Below are 22,726 nucleotides of genomic sequence, written 5' to 3' on the forward strand. Positions count from 1 at the left end.
ATACACCTACGAACTCGACAGCAACGGCAACCCCTACGTATCCGATCCCGCCAGTCCCCCGCAGCCCCCCGTCTTCGGTGACCCGAACGTCGCGTTCGGCATCGCCGTCCTCATGCAAACGGCCCCCAATTAATCCCCTTGAGGAGGTTGCTGTGGTTGGTCTTGGTCTTGGTCCTGTCCTTGGGGCGCGTACCTTTCGCCGGAAGTCTTTCCGGGGCATGCGGAGCATGCTGGCGGCGAGCCTGGGGCCGGTGCTGACGGTGGGCGGGATGGCGTTGCCCCCGGCCGCGGTGGCTGCCGCCGGCGTGACGGGGGCGGCAGTTGTGGCCGCGGCCAGCGTGGCGGCGGCGCCGCCGGCAAAGGCGTCCACCCCGCCGGGCAAGGCGCTTGTGCTGCTTCAGAACGGCGAGACGACCGCCCCGGAGACGCCCGCGCTCCAGGCGGCGGGGTGGGCGGTGACCCAGGCGACGCCGGCGCAGTGGCTGGCGGACTCCGCGAGCACCTTCGAGTCGTACGCGGTGCTGGTGATCGGCGACCCGTCGACGACGAGTTCCTGTTCGACGCTGACGCCGACAACGGCCACGTCGGGCACGGACGCGATCGGGACAACGTGGCGGTCCGCCGTGACAGGGAACGTCGCGGTGCTGGGAACCGCGCCGGCGGCGGGCACGACGGCGGCGAGCAACCTGGTAGACGCCTCGGTGGGGTACGCGGCGTCCGGGTACTCGTCGGCGGCGGGCACGGGCACCGGCCTGTACGTGTCGTTGAACTGCGAATACAAGACCGCGGCGGCGAAGACGGCGGTGCCGCTGCTCAGCGGCGTGGAGGGCATCGGCACGGCCGGCGGCCTGACCGTCCAGGGGAGCCTGTCGTGCGGCGACCCGGGCACTGTGAACAAGTGGGCGGCAGCGGCAGCGGGCACGTTCGGCGCGGTCACCAACAGCTCGCTGGGGACGGGATCGTGGGCGTCGCCCGGGTGCCCGGTGCAGGAGGCGTTCAACTCCTGGCCCGCGATGTTCACCCCGGTGGCCCTCGACGCCGCCCCGGACGTGACGGCCGACTTCACCGCCTCCGACGGCGTCTCGGGGCAGCCGTACGTGCTGCTCGGGCAGCCGGTGTCGGCCGCGACCACGGCGCTCGCGCCGGGTGCGGGCGGTGAGGTGCTGGCGGGCACCACGGCGGGCAGCGGGAACGCCGCGGCGCCGGGTGTGGTCCAGGCGACGGCGGCCGATCCGGTGAACACCGAGAACGGCGACTTCACGCAGTCGTCCGCCGACTTCTCGGTCCCGGGGTTCGGCCCGGCGCTCGATTTCACCCGGACGTACGACGCGCAGGCCGCCCGGCGGCAGACGGTGGCCGGGCCGCCCGGGCCGCTGGGCTACGGGTGGACGGATGACTGGGCGACGTCGCTGACGCTCCAGCGGCCTGTGCCGGGTGACATCTACACGGTGAACCCGGCCGGGGTATACCCGTTCGAGCCGGTTGACATGGTGTCGGACGCCGCCGGGGACGTGTTCTACGCCGATGCCACGGCCAACGACGTGGTGGAGGTCGCCGCGGCGAGCCACACGCAGTTCGGGATCTCGATGACGGCGGGGCACGCGTACGTGGTCGCGGGCAGTTCCTCGGGGGCGTCCGGCCACTCCGGCGACGGCGGGCCGGCCACCTCGGCGCTGCTGAACGAGCCGTGGAGCCTGACCCTCGACGGCTCGGGCAACCTGTTCATCGCCGACATGCTCAACAACCGGGTCCAGGAGGTCCCGGCGGCGACCGGGACGCAGTTCGGCATCGCGATGACCGTCGATGACATGTACACGGTCGTGGGCAGCGCGAGCGGCACGGCGGGCTCGTCCGGCGACGGCGGTCCGGCCACCTCGGCGAGGCTTGACAACCCCGCCAGCGTGCGGACGGACGGCGAGGGGAACCTGTACATCTCCGACAGCCAGAATTTCCGCGTCCAGGAGGTGCCCGTCGCCACGGGCACCCAGCGGGGGCAGTCGATGACCGCCGGGGACATGTACACGATCGCGGGGAAGGCCGGCACCAGCCAGTATTCGGGGGACGGCGGGCCGGCCACATCCGCCAGGTTCATCTCCCCCTCCGGAATGACGCTGGACGCCGCGGGTGACCTGTACATCGCCGACGACTACGTGAACGTGGTCCGGGAGATCCCTGCGGTGACCGGCACCCAATGGGGCCGGGCCATGACGGCCAGCGACATCTACACGATCGCGGGAAGCTCGTCGGTGGAGGGGACGGGCGGCAGCGCCGGGGATGGCGGTCCCGCTACGTCGGCGGACCTGAACGGGCCGGACGGCGTCGTGACGGACACGGCCGGCGACCTGTACATCAGCGACGGCAACAACAACCGGCTGCAGGAAGTCCCGGTGGCCAGCGGAACCCAGTGGGGCCAGTCGATGACCGCCGGCGACATGTACACGGTCATCGGCTCGTCCATGGCGGCGGGCGACACCGGCGACGGCGGCCCGGCCACCGCGGCCGAGATCAATTCGCCCGGGCCCGTCACCTTCGACACCAGCGGCAGCATGCTGGTCCCTGACCCCATCGACTCCAAGATCCGCGAGGTCTTCGCCACCACCAGCCAGCAGTTCAACACCGGCCCGGCCGGCACCGGGATCACCGTGAACCAGGCCGATGGCTCGAAGGTCACCTTCTACCCGAAAAGCGGCGGCACCTGCACCACCCCCTATGTCGCAGCCAGCGGCAGCACCTACTGCACCCTCCCGCAGAACGTGAACGCCACCCTCACCTACAGCTCCTCGGGCGGCACTTACACCTACACGCCCACCCCCGGCACCAGTTACACCTACTCCGCCAGCACCGGCGCGCTCGTGTCGGAGTCCGACGCCGTGGGCGACACCCTGACGGTGACAGCGGGCAGACCATCGCCCGGCAGCGGGAACTGCCCGTCAGCGGCCGGCTCCTGCACGATGATCACCGCGGCCTCCGGCCGCTCGCTGGTGCTGGGCAGCAACTCCGGCGGCCTGGTCACCTCCGTCACCGACCCCCTCGGCCGCCGGTGGGCCTACGCCTACAATTCGGCCAGCCAGCTTGTCTCGGCCACCGACCCGATGGGCAACGTCACCTCTTACACCTACGGAGCAGGCTCCACCGGCAACCCGCAGCTCGCCAGCGACCTGCTCACGATCACCAGCCCGAACGCCCAGCCCGGCGGCCCGGACGCGGGTGATTCCACCGTCAACGTCTACGACTCCCTGGGCCGGGTGACCTCGCAGACCGACCCGATGGGCTATCAGACCACCTTCAACTACTGTGCCAACGCCGCCACCGGCGACTGCATGAACCCCGCCACCGGCACCGGCATCGTCACCGTGACCGACCCTGACGGCAACTCCACCGTCTACTCCTACCAGCAGGGCACCCTCGCCTCTACGTCCACCTTTACCGGCACCACGCTGACATCGGAGACCGACGAGCAGCCGAATACGACGAGCGGCACGCTGCTCGATGCGACGAGCACTGACGGCGACGGCAACCAGACCACGTACAACTACGACAAGACCGGCGACCTGACGTCATCCACCGATCCGTCCGGGACCACTACGACCAGCACCTACACGGCGCCGGGCGAGAACAACTGCAACACCGAGGGCGCGGCGTCCGCAGCGTGCTCCAGCGACGCGCCGCCGGCAGCGGTGGCACCGGGTGGCCCGATCGGCGCGCCGACTTCCGCCCCGCCAAGGGGTGTCACGTACACCCTGCACGACACCGACGGAAACACGCTGTACACCGATACCGGCGTGTACGAGCCCGGCTCGTCGACGGCGGCCTATCAGCAGGTCACGTACACCCTGTACAAGGGCAACTCCGTCACCGTGGGCGGCACCACGGTGTCCTGCACGGCCACCCCACCGAGCCAGGCCCTACCGTGCGCGAAGATTGACGCCGACGGGGTGGTCACCCAGCTCACGTACAACTCGGCAGGAGACCTGACGTCGTCCTCGACCCCGGACGGCAACGGCTCTGAGGTCGCCATCACCAGCTACGCGTACGACGGGGACGGCGAGCAGACCAACCAGACGCTGCCAGACGGAAACCTGTCCGGAGCGAACGCCGGAAACTACACCACCGTCACCGCCTACAACGCCGACGGCAAGAAGACCTCGGTCTCCGCCGGGGCGGGCAGCGGCGCGACGGTTACCGCCCGCACCACCACCTACGGATACGACGCCGACGGCAACCAGATGTCGGTCAAGGACCCGCGGGGCTACACCACCACGACGGCCTACACCGCCAACGACAAGGCCACGCTGGTCACCGACCCGGACGGCCACGCGACGCTCACCTGCTACGACGGTGCCGGGAACGCCGCCCAGACCGTCCCGGCGACCGGGGTCGCCGCCAATGGCCTGAATGCGGCGTCCTGCCCTACATCGTACCCGGCGGGCTACACCGAGCGTCTGGCATCCGACGCCACCACCACCACCTACAGCGCGGGGGGCGAGAAGACCGCCCAGACAGCCCCTGCCCCGGCGGACCAGTCCGGCACCGAGACCACCACGTACACCTACGACTCAGCCGGCCGCACTACCAAGGTGGTGGCCCCGCCGACCAGCAGCGCCTCCGGCGCGCCCGGCAACGTCACGACCGAGACCTACACCCCCGAAGGAGCCATCGCGACCCAGACGACCGGCTACGGCACGTCCACTGCGGCCACCACTGTCTACTGCTACGACAGCGATGGAAACAGGACGGCTGTGATTCCCGGTGACGGGAACACCTCCGCCGCCACGGCCTGCTCCGGGTCTTCCCCGTTCGCAACGACCTACGCCTACGACTCCGCGGGGGAGAGGGTCTCCCAGGTCACCCCGGACACCAGCGCGGACAGCGCCGGGGGTACCACCACCTGGACCTACGACCCGGCCGGCAACCCGCTCACGACTACTGACCCAGCGGGCGTGACCACCACCTACACCTATACCCCGGCGGGCAAGGAGGCGACGGTCAGCTACTCCGGCTCCGCCGCCCACTCCGTCACCCTTGGCTACGACGCCGACGGCAGCAAGGTCTCGATGGCCGACGCCACCGGGACCACCACCAGTATCTATGACCCGTTCGGCGAGCTGACGTCCACCACCAACGGCCACGGCCAGAACGTGGGCTACGGCTACGACGCCGCTGGCAACACGACCGGCATCACCTACCCGCTGCCGTCCACCGCCACCTGGGCCACGACGCACACGGTGGGCTACGCCTACGACCACGCCGGCAACCTCACCGCGGTCACCGACTTCGCGGGCAATGCCATCGGCGTGACCAACAACGCGGACGGCCTGGCCACCAAGCGGACGCTCGGCGCGACCGGCGACACCATCACCACCGGCTATGACAACTCGAACCGGACCTCCTCGATCTCCCTCGAGAACTCGTCCGGCACCACGCTGCGGTCACTCGCCTACGGCGACGCCCCCGACGGCAGCATCCTCACCGAGACCGACTCCCCGACCAGCGCGGGAACGTCGAAGACCTACGCCTACACCGCGCAGGACCAGCTGTCCTCGGAGGTGAACTCCCAGAGCGTCGGGTACGCATACGACGCCTCCGGCAGCCTGACCGGCCTGCCCGGCAAGGCGACGGGGAGCTACGACAACGCTGGCGAGCTCACCAGCTCGACCAAGTCGGGGACGGTCACCAGCTACACCTACAACGCGGACGGTCAGCGCACCCGCGCCACTACTGGCGGCGCCACCACCGGGGCGGCGAGCTGGAACGGGGCCGGCGAGCTGACCAGCTACACCGACAGCACCGACGCAATGACCGCGGCCGGCTACGACGGTGAGGGCCTCCGCGCTGCCAGCACCGACTCCGCGGGCACTCAGTACTACACCTGGCGGAACACCGGCGCGAGCACGCCGGAGCTCCTGATGGACGGCTCGAACGCCTACGTTTACGGCACCGACGGGTCCCCCGCCGAGCAGGTCGACCTGTCCTCCGGGACGGCCGGCTACCTGATGACGGACTCCCTTGGCTCCGTCCGCAGCACGATCAGCGCCAGCGGCGCCCTCACCGGCAGCGCCACCTACGACGCCTACGGCAACCCCCTGACCCCCGGTGGCCTGACCGCCACCACCCCGTTCGGCTACGCGGGGTACTACACCGACGGAACCGGGCTGGACTACCTCGTCAACCGCTACTACGACCCGGCGACCGGGCAGTTCATGTCCGTGGACCCGCTGACGTCCACCACCAACGCCCCGTACGCGTATGCCGCGGGCAACCCCGCGACCTACACCGACCCCAACGGCCAGAGCGCGGTCAACTGCAATTGGTGGGGCGGTTTCGGCTTCAGCAAGTGGGGCGTCAACATCAGGATCCCCGCCGGACAGCTCTGCTCGGAGATTCACGGCAGCGGGCACTGGGTCAGCTACGTCCGGGGCACCTTCGTGGCGGCGTACGTTATCAGCGCCTTCTCCTACGAGTACCGGTTCGCCCACACGAACAGGTCCGTTTACTGGACGTTCTGGAGCGACCACTACTGCTGCTCCGCCATCTCCAACAACGACGCCTACCACTACACGAACCGGAACCTGTCGGACGGTCCCTTCTGGACCACCTTCTGGGTGGACTGGCGGGCCCGCAATACGGTCACCACCACCAGCAACATCATCGGCTAGCGCATCATCCGCGCTGGCGAGCCGGGTTAAGGGGCTGGGGAGGCCACCACCTCCCCAGCCCCGCCGTACAGAGATCGGCCTGGACACCCGCCATGGGAGTGCCTGATAAACGGCCCTGCGTGTGCACGGCTGTCACTGGCGGATGGTCGCGGACGTGCCGGTCGACGGCCGCTCCGGCGCTGTGCGGGGCGATGCGGGGCGGTGGCACGTAGCGGCTGGCGGCCGAGTGGACCTGCTCGGCCGACCACTCGGGAGGGTCGGCGCGCAGCCGGTCCGCGTACTTCTCGGAGTGCTCCCGTTGCAGCGCGGGCGGCCGGTCCCCCTCGACGAACAGCAGGCGCAGGCCCCGCGGCAGCGCCTCCCGCGCCCGCAGCAGCCGTTCAAGGACACCTTCCCGAAGATGCGCGACGGCACCCGCCGGGTCGTTCTCGCGGCCGTCGACGAGCAACGAGCCGTCGCGGCGGACGTCCACCAGGCTCTCACCGCACTCCACGACGGGTATGGCGGCGACCTTCGGACCCGACATCAGGACGCTCTCACTCATGGCGGCGTCATGCCGCAGCCCGCGCCGGGCCCGGTGCTCGTACGCGCTCCTCGTACGGCCGGGGAGGCGGCCGGAACCGGCTGTCGAAAGTTTCGACATCGCTGTCCGCAAACCCCTTCACCAGGCAGGTCGAGACCCGATCGAAGCCGTTCACCCCATTCCACCTCTCCCCGTCGTGAACTGGATGAACCTGCCTCCCCGAGCCCGCCACGCCGGACCGACTCTTTCGAAATAATTGCCGAAACCGTTGACACTCCATGCGGTCGAACCAACACTGTCGGCATCGACAGACCGCAACCGCTGTCGATACGGGCCGCCACGCGCGGCCCGGTCCTCTGGCCGCCGGGCGCCACGACGACCGGCCAGTCCGGCTGCGCCGTACGATCCGACGCGCCTCCTCGCATCCGGGCCGTGCGGGCACCCGCCCGGTACCCCCCACGCCAGTCTTCAGAGGAGGAATCAGTACATGAACCACGCGCTCGCACATCCCGACCACCGCAGACGGGGCCGCGCCCAAGTCCTGCTCAGCGGCGTCTGCGCCGTGGTGCTGGCCACCCTGGCCGCGCTGCTCCTGCCCGGTACCGCCAGCGCCGACACGGTCGTCAACTCGAACAGCACCGGCACCAACAACGGCTACTTCTACTCCTTCTGGAGCCAGAACAGTGGCCAGGCGTCCATGACCCTGAAAGCCGGTGGCGAGTACAGCACCACGTGGAACAACGTGACCAACTTCGTGGCCGGCAAGGGCTGGAACCCGGGCACGACAGCGCCCGTGACCTACTCGGGCACCTGGAACTGCAACGGCAACTGCTACCTGTCGCTCTACGGCTGGACCACGAACCCGCTCATCGAGTACTACATCGTCGACAACTACGGCAACTACAACCCGAGTTCAGGCACCACCAAGCTGGGCTCGGTCAACAGCGACGGCAGCACGTACGACCTGTACCGGACCCAGCGCGTCAACCAGCCGTCGATCATCGGCACCGCGACGTTCTACCAGTACTGGGCGATCCGCCAGGCGAAGCGCACCGGCGGCACCATCACCGTGGCCAACTTCTTCAACGCGTGGGCGCAAGCGGGCCTGAACCTCGGCACTCCGAACTACGAGATCCTGGCCACTGAGGGCTACGGGTCCTCCGGCAACTCCGACATCACCGTCGGCTCGGCCGGGGGCACGACCGGAGGCACCACGGGCGGGACCACGGGCGGGACCACCGGAGGCACCACGGGCGGGACGACCGGCGGGACCACCGGAGGCACGACCGGCGGCACCGGCTCCGCGTCCTGCACGGTGAGCTTCACCCCGCAGAGCTGGAACGGCGGCTTCACCGCCAACGTGACGGTCGCGAACACCGGTTCCAGCGCCATCGACGGCTGGAACGTCGGCTTCACGCTTCCCTCCGGCGAGGCGGTCACGAACGCCTGGAACGCCACCATCAGTCCGTCCTCGGGCTCGGTGACCGCCACGAACGTGTCCTACAACGCCCAGATCCCAGCGGGCGGAAGCCAGTCCTTCGGCTTCCAGGGCACGGATTCCGGCTCCTTCAGTCCGCCTACGGCCTTCACCCTCAACGGCACGGCCTGCACCACTGGCTGATCCCCGCCTGCCCGGGCGCACCCGCGCCCGGGCACACCGGCCGGCCGACAGCACCGGCGTCGGCCGAGCGGACGCGTGCGGGCGGGCAAACCCGCCCGCACGGACTCGGTGTTCGCGCCGACACCGGTCCCATGACCGCGGCGACGAGGGAACCGCTGCCGGGCGGCGCCCTCGTCCTGGCCGTACCCGCAGGCCGGCCGGGACCGCCCGGCCTGCGCTTCGAGGACGCCACGAGCCGAACACCCGCTGATCCGGGCCCGGTCTGAGGGCGGCTGCTGCTGCCACGACCTCCACCTGCACCGCCTGCCGGGCCACCGCTCGAATAACGACCAGATGATCCGGACGAAACGGCCTAGTCACAACGTGAGGACGCAACTGACGCGTCATCAGTCCCATCCAGCACCGATCCAGCGCTCGTACCCATGACCAGCGATGACGACAGCTGACGAGGTGTCGCCTACACGTTGAACCGGAACGTTGTGGGCAACGCTGCAATCTGCAGCGATGGCCAGAAACGGCGCGCGATCCAGCACGGATCCAGCTATAGGGCTTCATGAAATGCACGGGCCCGTCAAAGGATCAGGGCCGCGATGCAGGTGAGCCCATAAAGGAGCGCGAAGCACACGGGCACCAGCTCCTCCAGCCTCGTGAGAGTGAGATAGCGACTGCCCCATGACGACGACAACAGCCCCCGCTCGGCGTCGGACCAGGCACGAACCGGCAGCAACCGCTCAAGCGCCCCGACAACGCGCCATTTGACGTCGCTCAGTCGTCGATACGCGTGGATGGTGGCCGCCCAGAGGAAGCACTGGATCAGGAGAGCACACGTCAGACTGCCGATCGCCCACGCCGAAGCGTGATGCGCGCCGAGGCCGACGGCCACGTTCACGGCCGCGGTGGCCCCGGTGTTGATGGTCAGAAAGAAGGCGTTGGCGACACCGCGCCGGGCGCTGACACGGTCGGCCATCTCGACATAGAGCTTGTACTGCTCCAGCAGCGCGGCACGGTGGAGCCGCGACGGCCCGTCCGCGTACTGAGCGGGCCCGACCGTGGAATTCGCCAGCATGTGATCCAGCGCGGCAGTGCTGTGGTGCATGGTCGTACTCCCTTCGAGTCAACGGAACCGGCCCCACCGTGGGCGGGGCCGGTGTCGGGCGATCAGGCGGCGGGGGCCAGTTCGGGCGCCTCCGCCGGGTCAGGAACCTCCTCGACGGTCACCCGTCCGCTGCGCGGGTCGGCGGTCAGGACCCGCACGGAGATCAGTTCACCGAGCTGGATCTGGCCGGAGTTCAGGTCCGCGCGCAGTTCCTCGCTCATCGCCGTGCAGTGCAGCAGCACCTTGCGCGGCAAGCCCTTCACGCCGAGGAGGAGGAAGCCGCCGCTGCCCTCGGGCTTGACGCAGGCGACCTCACCGTCGAAAAGGTCTCCCACCCGGGGGAAAGCCGTGGGGGGGTTCTCGGGCCCGGTCGTCGGCCAGGGACCGGCCGTCATGGGCCTGCGCAGGAACCGCAGCGCGATGCGGCGCTGCTGCGCGTCGATCCGGACCACGGCGACGTCGAGCTGCTCGCCCTTGACCAGGTCGCCGGGGAGCTGAGCCGCCGGAACCAGGCCGTTGACGTCGTGGGCGACCCGGACGAACGCGCCGGTGCCGGGTAGCACGTGCTGGACGACGCCGGTGAACTCCCGCCCCTCCGGGTAGGCCGACACCAACGCCGGCCACGGGTTCGTCTCTCCGGCCAGCAGGGTGTAGCGCATGTCGCCCTGGGCGCTGACGTGAAAACTCCCGTTGACCCGTGTTCCCCGGGGGAACTTGGCCGACATGTCGTGGATGATCCGGGCGTAGTCCACGTCCGAGGCCGACAGCACGCCGTGCCGGCCGTCGTCCGTCCTGATCACCGCGTGGTCCTCCGTCGCGGAGACCACCATGCCGGGCGCGGGCGTGGCGCCCGTCGTCGGCATCGGCACGAGCATCATCTCGGCGCTGGGCTCCTCGCGCATCGTCTCGAGGGCGGCGAGCAGTTCGTCGCGCATGCGGTTCATGTCGGCAAAGTTGGAGCTGTACCTGATGGTCCGCAGCCCCCGCACGTCGCTGGGCAGATCGTCCGAGTCCTGCGTGAGGTAGATCATCTTCTTGCCGATCAGGTAGGCCATGGCGAACTCGAGCGAGACGTTCGTCGAGGCCGGGGAGAACACGATGAGCACGATCTCCGCCTGCTGGATGCCGCGCCAGACGGGCTCGATCACGGTGTCGCCGCCGTGCATGGCGTCGGCACGCTGCATCGACATGCCAGCCTGGGCGACCGTGGGCACGAGCACGCCCTGGTACATCTGGTCGTAGTCGAAGGGGCGGCCCTGCGCGTCGGGCTTGACCCCGTACGGCATGACCATGAAGACATTCCCCGGGTTCATGCCGTGCTCCCGGGTGAGACGTTGCGGACTCATGGAGTGCTCCTTCAAGAGACGTGGCCGCATGGCCGTCGGACCGTGGTGGCCAGGGCCGCGACCCCTGCCTGCCGGCGGGCGGACCGGCCACCATTTCTTCGTGAGCCGAGCATCGATCCCGGTCCGCTGACACAGCCAGGCGAACGTGCGATGACATTCCGGCGGGCCGGCGGGTTCCGTCAGCGCCGCCGTCAGCGCCGCCGTCAGCGGCACATCGACGAGCGGAGCGGCATTTTGGGGCACTCGTCCCCAGGAGTCCGGTTGTCGGCCTAGGCTGAGGGGGTGGTGGACAGACCGGACACGGCCTCCGTGAGTGTTCAGGACGACAAGCTGCGGATCGATCTGCTGGGACCCCTGCGGCTGCGGCGCAACGAGCAGGAACTGCGCGTGCCCCCACGTAGCCCCGCGCGGTTGCTGGTCCATCTGGCGCTGATCGACAGACCGGCGGGGACCCGGGAGCTGTGCAAGCTGCTCGGCATCACCCGGGACAACTTGAACAAGCTGGTCGAGCGCTTACGACAGCACGATGTCCCCATGGCCCCCACCACGCACGACGGACTCTACGCACTCGACCGCGACCGGGCCGAAGTGGACGTCTGGCAGTTCGTCGGCGCCTTGGCACCGTCCGCCCCGCTGTTGGCGCCGGACGCTCTGGAGCGCCTGCTGAGCCTGTGGCGGGGTGATCCCAAAGCGACGTATTACGAGGACGTGGCCGAAGTCCACTGGAGTCGCGTGGATGAGGCCCGCGCCCGGATGCTCGACCTCATAGGCCAGTTACCGGTGGAAGGACGGCCGGCGGGGCTGGCGAGATTCGTCGGGTACTTCCCGCTGGACCGTCGTGCGGCCGACCTGTTGCCGGTACGTCAACGACCGGGGTACAAGCGGCTGCTGGTGGTCGACGACACCCACGCCGAGGCGATCAGGGACATCCTCTCCGGGGACTACGACGTCACGACGGTGGATTCGGTCGACGGGTGGCTGAGCCTGCGCGACGGGGGCGAACTCGAACACTTCGACGGAGCCGTGGTCGACCTGTATCTGACCGACAACCTGGGGGGATACGGACACCGCATCGTGGACCACCTGCGAGACCGCACGGACATCCCGTGTGCGCTCATCTCCCGGGATCCGCCCGCCGCCGCGGGCGACCCGAGCGGCAGGTATTTCGCGCAACACCGCGTGCTCTACGCCCTGTCGAAGGGATCCAATGACCGCAACCTCGTCGACGCGCTGCCCGAGATCGCCGACCGGCTGGTCGGCGAGAGCCCCGTAGCGGAGACGGCTCGGTTGCGCTGCTGGCTGAACTGGGCCTGCGAAATGTTCGTGGGGCCGGTGCTGCTCAGCGAGGGCAGCAAGTCGTCTCGCGTGACCGCCGTGTACCAGGCCAAACGAAAGGCGGAGCAGGCACTGGACGAGGGCCGGCTGCCCGAGGCCCGAACGCTGGTGGACTCCTTCTGTCGAAAATACGTCGGGCGTGGCGGCCCCCGCGGCTCCCGTCCGGCGGGCAAAGCGGCACAACCGCGCCGCTCACGCTGAGGGGGGCGGACCGCTCACGGCGTGAGCAGCGGCAGCCAGACCCGTACATGGCCACCGCCCACCCGCTCCGACCGGCCGACCAGTTCGAGCTCACCGCGGTAGTACTCGGCGAGGATCCGCGAAAAGTACACGCCCTCGCCGGTGCCGTTCGGCCGGGTCGTCACCTGCTCACCACGGCGCAGCCGCTCCAGCACCTCCACGTCGAAGCCGACGCCGCTGTCCTCGACATCGACAACGCACCACGGCCGCTCGTCACCGGCGCGTCCCTGCACCTTGTGCACGGTCAGCCACACGAAGTCCCGCTCATGCGGCCGCGCGTGTATGGCATGACGCGCGTTCTCCAGGAGATTCCAGAAAAGCTGGAACAGCAGCCACTCGTTGGCGAACACCGTCAGGCCCTCGGCCCCGGTGAGCCGAAGGTCGTCCGCCTGGCGGAATTCCTGTTCGTACACGGCGAGCGCCGCCCGCAGCGTGTCGTCGAGCGAGAGGCGGGTGTTCGGGCGCTGGGCCCGTTCGACCATCTCGGTGAGATTGCCGAGCTGTTGTTGCAGCTCCGAGAAGCGCGCGAAGATCGATGCCCGCTCGTCGTCCGGCGCGTCGACCATGGCCTGGACGAGTTGGTTGGCCCGGCTCTGCCGGTTGCGATTGAAGTGGTCGACGATGCCGGCGATGTGCCTGGCGATGTCGAGCAACGTGCCCGCATGGGCTCGTTCCTGCAGCCGGCGGCGGGCCGACACGGCTGCCCAGATGAGTTCGTGCAGTTCGGACTCGGTCAGGTCGACAAAGAGGATCAGCAGTCCGTAGGCCGCGAGACCGTACAGGCCGCCGTCGTGTGCGCGCAGCAGCCGCGTGGCCACCAGACGGGACAGGGTGTCCTCGACCTCGACCAGCGTCGCCAGATCGGCGCTGTCGATGTCCTGACCCTGAGCGCGTGCGATCTCCGCCAGGGCGGCCACCAGGTCGTCGCCGTCGAACGTACGCCGGTGGTCGCCATTGCTCAGCCAGACCGCCGTGTACAGCACTGCCAGATCGGCCGCGTTCGGCTCGTACGGCTGGAGCACCATGTCCCGGGTGCGCTGCCGCCAGCCACGGTTGAGCCAGAGGTCGTGCAGACCCGCCGGGGTGGGCTCGACCGTACCCGCGCGCCGGACGGGCGGGCACAGGGCCGTGATCACCTCGCGGAGCAGAATCGGATGGGCACCCGTCTCGTAGAGCAACTGTTCGAGGAATACCTGGTCCGGTGCCTCGCCGATCAGATCGAACACCCAGCTCAGGGTCAGGGCCGGCGCCTGTCGTCCGGACAGGTCGAGCCCGGCGGACGACTGCTCACCCGGTCCGCGCAGCAGATGATCGGCTCCCAGCTGGTGTCCGATCAGCCGCAGGAGCCCGATCCGCCGCACCGCGGTCGCCTGGGCGGGCAGCACCCCGGTGGGCGCGGCCAGCCGCAGCAGGTCCTCGACGGTCAGCCGGACGCATCCGTTCGGCCCGGCCTCGGTGACCGTGCGCTCCGGCACGACCCAGAGGAACGGCCGGTCCAGTTCGTCGGGCGGAAGGTGGTCGGCAGGCGCCACCCACATCGGGGTGTGAGTGCGTTCCAGCAGGCCGAACGCCGGGAAGCGGCTGTCACCGGGCCATCGGAGCTTCACGACGACGCCGCCGGGACGCGTCGCGGCCACCGCGGGTTCGTCCGCCGTGCCGATGCATTCGTGCAGCGCGTCGACCAACGCCTTGGCGGCCGACTCGTTCTCGCGCGGACCGGGCGACGTGGCGTCCTCGTCCGTCGCCGGGGGCGCCACCAACGCGCGTAGCGCCTCCACCAGGTGCCAGGCGGGGACGTCGTCCCGCTCGGGCAGCCAGCCGGCCAGTCGGGGGACGGTCCGTCCGACCACCGGCGACTCCCGTTCGTACCATTCGAGCACTTCGGCTGCCGGAATGCCCGGGCGTGGCAGGGGTGCGACAAGACCGGGCACCGACTGCGGCCCCGCGTTCTCGGGCGGACTGGGCCGGCCGCTCTCGATGAGGTGCTCGGCGGTGTCGAACTGGCCGGCGGTCAGGCAGTCACGGATCTGCTGCGCAAACGTCGCCGAGACGGAGCCATCCAGCCGTGCCGTGTCGAGCCGTTGGAGAATGCGCCGGGATCGTTCGTTCTCCTCTGCGTCGGCATCACGCTCCCAGCCGCGTATCAGTTCGGTGGCCTGTTCCGGCTCGTCCGCCAGCAGCATGTCGAGGAGTTCTCGCTCCGTATCATCGCGGTCGGGCCACGCCACGACCCCCAACCGCCGGGCACGCAACTCCAGGGTGGTCAGCACTCGCCCGTGCGCCATCCGCAGATCACGCCTCGCGGCGTCGATGGCCCGGGAAAGGAGGTCGGCGTCGTCGCCACCGAGCCGGCTGTCGGCGCGAATGCGGTCGGCGAGCGCGAACTCCCCTTCGGCCAGCAACGACTCAGCCGTCTGAACCGGGGTGTGCGGCTCGGCCAGGCCTCGCGTGACCAGTTCGGCGAGCACGTCCGGCGCCACGGCCCCGGCTTCGGACAGCGTCCGGGCCCGGTCCGGATGGGACCACCGCCCTGCCCAGTCGGCGGCCGCCTGGTCCAGCAGCCGGTCCGCGGCCGTCATTCCGGTCCCCCCTGCCAGGCATCCTGCGCCGCCTGCCCGTCCAGGAGATCGGCGCCGGGACCCGGCCCCGTGTTCGGGGAGGGCTCGGGCGCGAAGCCGAAGTCGTCGTCCAGGTACTCCCGCACGGCCCGGATCACTCTCTCCTCGACATGACCGGTCGAGCCGGCGGCCGACTGCTCGCGACGCGCCTGCTGGTAAGCAGTGCGCAGGGTTGCCGTCAGCTCGCGCTCCTCGTCACTGAGTCCGGAGCGCGTGCGATCGCGCTCGTCCTGCGCGGCGTACAGCGCATGGCATGCCTGGACCGCCTGCTCCAGCCGCCCCAGGTACTTCGGCCGTGGCTTCCCGAACAACTGGGCGTCCTGGTGGCTGCCCCTGACCTGGTCCCAGACCTCGTCCACCAGCCGCTCGACTTCGGCCGCACACGGCTCGCCCAACGGAAACCGCTCCTCGGTCAGCGCCCGCAAGGTGGCCGGGTCGCGAAGGCGGGCGGCGGCCACGATCCGGCCGAACTCACCGTTCGGGCCGAACAGCAGGCCGTGGGCGCGTACGGCCTTCCCGACGTACTTCGCCTGTTGCCCGGCGAGCCGCAGCGCGTCGTCCAGCGTGTTCCACGCGTCTTCGAGGCCGCGAGCGTAACGGTCGTTGTGGGTTGCGCGGCGCACGACCGGTTCGAGGGCCCTTTGATGGGAGTCGCGCCAAGCAGTGAGCAACGCCTCGCCGAATGCCTGCCACCCCGCAGTAGCCGCACTCGCCACTTCCGTGACTACGGCTGCCGAGTCCGCGTCGCCGGAGCGCAGCAGCTCGGCCACCGCGATCGCGTGCACGGCAGCCCGCTCGTCGGGTCGCAGTTCGGCCTCCACGAGGACCTCGGTCAGCGCGGCGCCGGTCAACGGTCCGCCGAAGGCGGCGGCGATCGCCGCCAAGTGCGGCGTCGGACGAGAGTCGGGAGAGGGATCGAGCCGACGCAGCGCTGCCGCCGCGAAGAAGTCGCCTGCCTGCCAGCGCAGTTCCATGAGCCGGTGACGCCAGATCGGCAGGGCCTGCGGATCGGCCCGGTCGGCGTGGTCGATGAGACACTGCGCGACAGCGGCCTCGCGCAGCGCGTCGTCGGTCGCCGCGTAGATGCTCTCGAGCAGCGCCCACGGGTCGGCCGCCCGGGCCAGTTCGGCACGCACGTGCCGGCTGCCTTCCTGCCCGGGACGGAACTGTTCGACGAGTCGCTGCCTGGCGAGCAGGACGTCGATGTCACCGCCGGACGTCTGGAGCGGGTCGCTCTGCGGCGAAGCGACCAGTGGTCGACGCGAGAGCGGGGCGGGGCGGTCCGTCTGTGCGGGTCCGGCCGCAGCGGCGGTACGGAAGTGCTCGCAGACTTCGTCGGCCAGCCGCGCGTCCTTCATCCGCAGGCCGAGTTCGGCCTGTCGGCGGTGGCGCGGCCGGGATGCCTCACGGCGTCCCCGTTGCAAGAAGTCGAAGCTGCCGACGACGACCTCGTCGTCCCGGACCAGCACACGTCCGGCGATCCGGGACAGTACGAGCCTGCCGGGGTTGGCCCGGGACAGCCGGTGCAGTTCCTCGGCGGGACCTCCTCTGTCCGGCGCCAGGGACGGACTGGAAACGGTGACGTGGACCCCCTCGTTCAGGCGCTCTGTGAGATACGCCAGGAACCGTTCGTCCACGACCTTCTCGTCCAGCCGCTCCGTGGCGACCAGCAGCCGGTGCTCGGCGCCGCGAGCGGCCTGCCAGAGCAGATCGCTGTGCGCGGCGTCCTCCACCAGCTCGGCGGACGGGTGCGACCGGGACCGCAGCCGCAGCGCCAGCGCCGCCGCGTACCCCTGCCAGGCCTCGTACCAGGCGCGGACCTTCTGGCCGGAAGCGGTCTGCTCGTCCGGGGCAAGCGGCAGTGCCAGCGGATTCGGGAGAGCGGACTTGTGCCCCTTCGCGGCGAACTCGTCCTCACTGATCAGCACGAGGCGGCTCGTCCACCCGTCCGGCACGGTACGGCCCACCCACGACAGTAGATCACGCACGGCCGCAGACCCGTGACCGTCGGTGCTCCGTATCGTGATCGCCGGTGCGTGCTCGGCTCGCGACGGCATGAGCACCGGCCGCGAGGTCAGCAGCGCGGCACGATCGTCGGCGACGACCACCCCGACCCGGACGGAGGCCGAGGTCTCCGGCAGCAGGAACAGGCCGGCTCCCTCCCGCCGTACCAGCCGCATCATGGCGGTGTGCACGTGCTTGGGCAGGCTGTCCTGCTGATTCGCCCCCCAGAGCACCAGGACCTGTACTCCCTTGTCCAGGAGATGCTCCACCGTCTCCTCCACCCGGCTCCATTCCAGGTGTCCCAGGCTCGGGGTGCACAGCACCAGTTGCCGCTCGGCGGAGGCGATCACCTCCATCACGTGATCGAGTTGACGGTCACCGGTCACGAGTTCCGCGGACACCTCCGTACGGATCCGATTGTCCGCCATCGCGGCGCACAGCCGTGCGTCGTCGCACAGTTCCAGGTGCCGCTGGAGACGCCGGCCGGCCGGGACGGTCGGCAGTTTGTGCACCGCGGCGGTGAGGTCCGCGAGCAGGGTGTCCAGGGCCAGCGGGTTCACCATGGCGCGCCGAGCGGTGCCCCGCAGTATTCCGGCGACCTTCGACGCGGGTTGCTCGGCGATGAGCTGGGTGAGCCGTACTCCCGCCGCGGCGCGGTGGGCCGACGGGTATTCGCGGTCGATCACGGTCACCGCGACCGCGCCGTTGTCGGCGTCCTCCTCCACTGTGACGTCGAGCGGGATCCACCGCTGCTCGCCGATCGGCGCTGCCCCGCCCTTGCCCAGCCGATAGGACTGGACCCGGGGCCGACGGTCCACCGCCTTCGGATGCAGGTTCGCGGGTCCCGACGGCTGCATGAGCGAGGCGTCCTCAATGGCACTGCCCCCCTGCCGCTCGCGGTTTCGCCGATGGAGCACGCGTTCGAGCGAGGCCACCAGTTCGGAGCCCGGCACCCGCGCGATCAGGCCGTCGTCCTGTTCCACCTCGACCGCGTAGCCGGGCAGCAAGGGCCGCGGGCTGCCGCCCTGCGGCCAGACCGCGCCGGTGAGCCGGTCGACCATCAGCTCGACCGAGTCCTCCCCCAGTTCCGCTCCCGGGAGCGAGCCCAGGGTGCCCTTGAGGATCGCATCGGCCACCTTGGCGGTGGTGAGCACCTCGCCGGACTCGAAATCGAGGACCACGTACTGTTTGCGCCACAGGTCGTGCAGCAGATCGAGGGTCACGCGCAGGCCGAGACCGAGAATCTGCGCCAGGCGCTCCGCCGACGTGATGCCCCCGTCGTGGCCATGGGCCGAGCGTTCCCTGCGGTCGCGGGCCAGGGCGTCGATGACGCGCAGCGCGATCTGCTCCATGGCGGACAGACCGTCACCGAATCCCACCCTGACCTCGACGGTGATGCAGTCGCACGGGACGTACAGCGTCACCGCGGAGTTGTGCCGGTCGGGCATCAAGCACCGCCCCGCCAGGGGTAGAGGTCAGCGGCCTTCACCACATCGCCGTGGGCCGCGAATGCCGAGCAGACATCGGGCCAGAAGGCCCCGCGCGTGTCCTGACCGGGCTCCACAGCCCGTGACCGTGGCGTGGGAAGCCGTGCCGGGCGAGCCGGAGCCAGCCCGGCCAGAACCGCGGGTGTGGGCACCGGCGACTTCGGGGACCCGGCGACGGACGTCGGGGAGGCCATCGCGGCCGGCTGCGCGATCGATGAGAAGTGCGTGAAGTTGCCGACTACCACGAGGAGTTGACGAGCCCGGGAGAGCAGGACATTGGTGAGCTGCGCGCTGCTCAGATGCCCCAGACCGGCCCAGGGCGCGGTGCGCGTCTCACGGCGGGAACGGTCCCGGACGAGCGAGACCACGATGATGTCCGCCTCCCGGCCCTGGAACGCGTGGATCGTGTGGAGAACCGGACTCACTCCGTCGAACCGCTGCAGCAACTCGTTCTGCCGACGGTAGGGGCTGAGGACGGCCAGGCCAGGAGGCGCGACGCCATGCGGGGTCCGAAGGGCACCGGTGATGTCCGCGACGAGGTCGCGGACGATCCTGGCCTCCCCGGGGTTGCGCCATTGCGGCTCGTCACCACAGTCCGCGACCCCGTCCGTGTCGAGCCACACGAGCGACCGGCCGGACAGCCAATGGGAGGGGTCGATCGGCGCCTCGGGAATACTCCGCCCTGTGCTGAGCATGCCGGGCCGAAGACCGGTTCCGTCCGGCTGGGCGCCCGGGCGCGGGTAGAACACCCGCCCCACGACCTCGCAGATCTGGGGACGCATGCGGTACTGGGTCCGCAACGTCGCGAGCGGGCGATTGACCGCCGACGGCGGCTTGGTGAGGTCGGCGCCCTCGTCTCCGGACTCCCGGAACAGGGTGCGGAACAGATTGAACGCGCGCAGGTACTCGTCGCGGTCCTTGGCCGACACCGCCACATTGGGATCGGGGTCGGCGATGCAGCTGTCGAGGAACCGCTCTACATCGTCGTGCCGGTGAGCCGGCAACTGGTTGTGGTCCCCGATCAGTGTCCACCGCGCCCCCCGGCACAGCGGTACGGCGAGCTCGGTCGGCCATGCCTTCGCCGCTTCCTCCACGACCACCCAGTCCACCGAGCTGCGGCTCCCGGACGGTGTCACCCGTTCGGCCGTGGCCATGGAGCAGGTCGCGAAGACCAGGTTCGCCGCGCGCCGCAGACGGTCGCCCAGTTCGGGGAGCACACTCTCTTCGGCGGTTTCGCGCAGCATGTTGTGCCAGTCCTTCAGGACCGCCTGCGTGCGCGCACCTACGTCGCGTCCCGTGGGGGGACGGTTGCGGATCTGCCGGGCCCGTCGGTCGGCAAGCCGGTCGCCGGTCCAATCCCGCATCACCGGGTCGAGACGTTCGGTCTCGCTCGGAGAGATCCGCAGGGCCACCCCGTCCCAGTCCTTCGTCGAGTTCCCGTCCGGGTGGATGGCGCCGACCCGTTCCAGGATCCGCCGCGCAAGGTTGTCCAGGGCGTAGTTGGACTGTGCCGAGACCAATACCCGAGCGCCGGGATTGACCTGGAGATAGTGGGCGACCGCCTCGGCCGCCACGGTCGTCTTGCCGGTACCCGGCGGCCCCTGGAGGGCGAAGAAGGGCTCGTGGGTCAGGATCGAGCGCACCGCCTCCTTCGCGTCGTCGCCGGACAGGCCGGCACCGGCCCGCCGCCAGCGGTCGGGGAGCATACGGATCGACATGGGCCGCCGGAGCTGCGCCAGCAGCGGCCTGTTGTCGAACAGGTCCCACCGCCCGTCAGCCTGCCGCCGCAGCGCGACCGTCGTTCCGCGGTCGTCGCCAGGACTGATCCAACATTCCTCGGGCACCGGCGCTCCCGGGTCACGCAGCCGGAGCCGCACCCGGTCGGGGCCTGCCAGTCCGTCCACCCAGGCGCGGATGCCGGGTGCGTTGCGCGAAGGACGCCCGCGGTCGTCGGGCACCAGGCGTACCTCGGTGCCTCCCTCCTCGTTCAACGACGCGAAGAAATCGCCGAGTTGGGGACGCAGACGCGAATTGCCGTTGAACTTGCCGAGCATGGGCGACTGCGCGGAGTACCTCCCGTCCCGTGCCGGGTCGAAGACCACGGTGAGCATGGTCGGCGTACGGTCCACCGCTGTGCAGGCGTACGTCCGGGAACGGAGCTCGACGCCCTGGTACTCGAGCAGCCAGTTGATCGCCTGTTCGTACTTGAGCTCCTGCTCGGTGACGGTACGCCCGACTGTGATCGGCTCGAACTGTTCACTCCACGACTGCCCGTCGGCGACCTCGGCCTGGAGCCATTCGGGATCCGTGTCGGTCGCCACGGCCACGATGTGCCGCAGCGACGCGGGCTGGTAGCTGCGGAACAGGTCGTCGAGGCGGTCACGCACTGCCTGGCGTTCCAGCGGCGCCACGTATTTGATGACGACCAACTGGTCCATGGGCGGACCGAATCGTCCGCCAAGGCCGGTCCGGAGCCGGAACGGTGTACAGAACCAGGCGGCTCGCTTGCCCAACAGCAGATGTTTGGCGTCCCGCAGCAGTTCCGGATCCACGTCCCGGATGAACGGCTCGGCCCCGTGCGGCGAGTAATAGAGCTTGGCGTCGCGCAGGTCGGTCTCGATCAGGGACCGGAGTTCCTCCCGGCCGGTTCGCTCGGTGGGCGGATGGTCCAACCAGTTCCACTGATAGATCGTCGCCGTGGACTCGGCCGGCATGAACGCCACGTACATCGGGCCGCCGCTCGTGTCCGGCCGCCAGTGGGCGAGGATACGCGCGTACTCACGGGTCAGCTCGTGCAGTACCTCGGAGGCCGATAACCGGTGCTCCGGATTCTCCTCCAGCATGCCGCGCAACAGCGCCGTGAGCTGTCGCGGCAAATGCCGGGCCGGACTTCCGAACGCGGCGTCCAGGTGCTTTCGGAGCTGATCGTACTGATCGCCGATGCTGACGGGCGCGCTACGGTCCGGGATCAGGTCCTCGGGGAGCGGACCGCAGAACCATTCCCAGACGATGACGCCCAGACTGTAGACGTCGGCCTTCTCGTTCTCCGGAACCTTGGCCAAACCGGTCTCCGGAAAGAGGAACGGGATCCGCTCCGGTGGGCAGTACGCGAAGGAACGTAACGGCTGCTGTTCGTACACCGAGCGCAGTACGTTGCCGCCGTCCCGGTCAAGCGCGTCATTGTTGACCAGGTTGGCCAGCAGGGCGCTCATCTCGAAGCGGGCGATGCGCAGTTCGAGGCCCTGGTCGTCCTTGGCGTTGATGGTGCCGGGCCACAGGTTCCGGTGCCACACTCCAAGGTCGTGCAAGACCGCGAGCGCTTTGGTCAGCACCATGAACTGCCTGAGCGCTTCGCGGCGGCGGGACGGCTCCGCCATGTATTCCGTGTTGCCCTCGGACGCGAGACTGGAACTCGATCCGCGCGTGGCGACGAACGCCACGCCCGGGGCACCGCGTGTGGGTAGTACACGATCCACACTTCGGTGGTCCTGGAAGCCGCCGCCCAGGATCTCCGGCAGTCCGGGGTGACCGCCCATCGCCACCTTGAGCAGCACCCTTATCTCCTGCTCCCACAACTGGCCACCCAGTCCGACGATGCCGGTGTAGATCTGGAGATCCACCGGCAACCCCTCGGTGTCCACCAGTCGGTAGCGGTAGAGGCTGCCCGGAATGAGTTCGGTATGTACAAGCCTCCCGGTGCCGTCCCCGACGAGCGGCCGGTACGGCCCATACTGCGCGGTGCTTGGATTGATGCAGAAGTAGCGCACCAGTTCGTCGACGTCCACGGATGCGAATGCCAC

At 69.7% G+C, this 22,726-nt stretch carries 10 protein-coding genes; 4 read left to right on the forward strand and 6 right to left on the reverse strand.

Annotated features, from left to right (window positions below; all coding sequences use genetic code 11):
- The first annotated feature begins 218 nt into the window (after positions 1-218).
- Positions 219-6,656 carry an RHS repeat-associated core domain-containing protein gene (locus ITX44_RS07815; protein WP_205356337.1) on the forward strand — a complete coding sequence of 2,146 codons (6,438 nt, stop codon included), beginning with the start codon at positions 219-221 and terminating at the stop codon, positions 6,654-6,656.
- Between the two features lie 4 nt (positions 6,657-6,660).
- Here ITX44_RS07815 and ITX44_RS07820 read toward each other — a convergent pair whose 3' ends face one another.
- Positions 6,661-7,200: a M15 family metallopeptidase domain-containing protein gene (locus ITX44_RS07820; RefSeq protein WP_236060260.1), complete on the reverse strand. Its 540-nt coding sequence runs from the start codon at positions 7,198-7,200 to the stop codon at positions 6,661-6,663.
- A 466-nt stretch (positions 7,201-7,666) separates the two neighbouring features.
- On the opposite strand from ITX44_RS07820, the gene ITX44_RS07825 reads away from it, so the two are divergent.
- The gene (locus ITX44_RS07825; RefSeq protein WP_205356338.1) at positions 7,667-8,800 is read left to right on the forward strand and encodes a glycoside hydrolase family 11 protein; all 1,134 of its coding nucleotides are present in this window, start codon (positions 7,667-7,669) and stop codon (positions 8,798-8,800) included.
- Between the two features lie 131 nt (positions 8,801-8,931).
- Entirely contained in the window at positions 8,932-9,066 is a 135-nt protein-coding gene (locus ITX44_RS42115; RefSeq protein ID WP_265934193.1) for a hypothetical protein, read from the forward strand.
- A 305-nt stretch (positions 9,067-9,371) separates the two neighbouring features.
- On the opposite strand, the gene ITX44_RS07830 is transcribed toward ITX44_RS42115, so the two are convergent.
- Positions 9,372-9,896: a RipA family octameric membrane protein gene (locus ITX44_RS07830; RefSeq protein WP_205356339.1), complete on the reverse strand. Its 525-nt coding sequence runs from the start codon at positions 9,894-9,896 to the stop codon at positions 9,372-9,374.
- 62 nt (positions 9,897-9,958) lie between these two features.
- Complete coding sequence (locus ITX44_RS07835) at positions 9,959-11,242, reverse strand: S1 RNA-binding domain-containing protein (protein WP_205356340.1); 1,284 nt, start codon at positions 11,240-11,242, stop codon at positions 9,959-9,961.
- 309 nt (positions 11,243-11,551) lie between these two features.
- Between ITX44_RS07835 and ITX44_RS07840 the strand changes: the two genes are divergently transcribed.
- The gene (locus ITX44_RS07840) at positions 11,552-12,778 is read left to right on the forward strand and encodes an AfsR/SARP family transcriptional regulator (RefSeq protein WP_205356341.1); all 1,227 of its coding nucleotides are present in this window, start codon (positions 11,552-11,554) and stop codon (positions 12,776-12,778) included.
- Between the two features lie 14 nt (positions 12,779-12,792).
- On the opposite strand, the gene ITX44_RS07845 is transcribed toward ITX44_RS07840, so the two are convergent.
- Genes ITX44_RS07845 through ITX44_RS07855 form a run of 3 tightly spaced genes read right to left on the reverse strand, consistent with a single transcriptional unit; the run spans position 12,793 to position 22,711 of the window.
- Positions 12,793-15,396: a sensor histidine kinase gene (locus ITX44_RS07845; RefSeq protein ID WP_205356342.1), complete on the reverse strand. Its 2,604-nt coding sequence runs from the start codon at positions 15,394-15,396 to the stop codon at positions 12,793-12,795.
- Positions 15,393-18,887 (reverse strand): phospholipase D-like domain-containing protein, encoded by a 3,495-nt coding sequence (locus ITX44_RS07850; RefSeq protein ID WP_205356343.1) that lies wholly within the window; start codon positions 18,885-18,887, stop codon positions 15,393-15,395. Before ITX44_RS07850 ends, ITX44_RS07845 begins: the two co-directional genes overlap by 4 nt.
- Positions 18,887-22,711: an AAA domain-containing protein gene (locus tag ITX44_RS07855; protein ID WP_205356344.1), complete on the reverse strand. Its 3,825-nt coding sequence runs from the start codon at positions 22,709-22,711 to the stop codon at positions 18,887-18,889. Before ITX44_RS07855 ends, ITX44_RS07850 begins: the two co-directional genes overlap by 1 nt.
- Positions 22,712-22,726: the final 15 nt, after the last annotated feature.

The sequence above is a fragment of the Actinacidiphila acididurans genome (assembly GCF_016918855.1).
Taxonomy (GTDB): Bacteria; Actinomycetota; Actinomycetes; order Streptomycetales; family Streptomycetaceae; genus Actinacidiphila; species Actinacidiphila acididurans.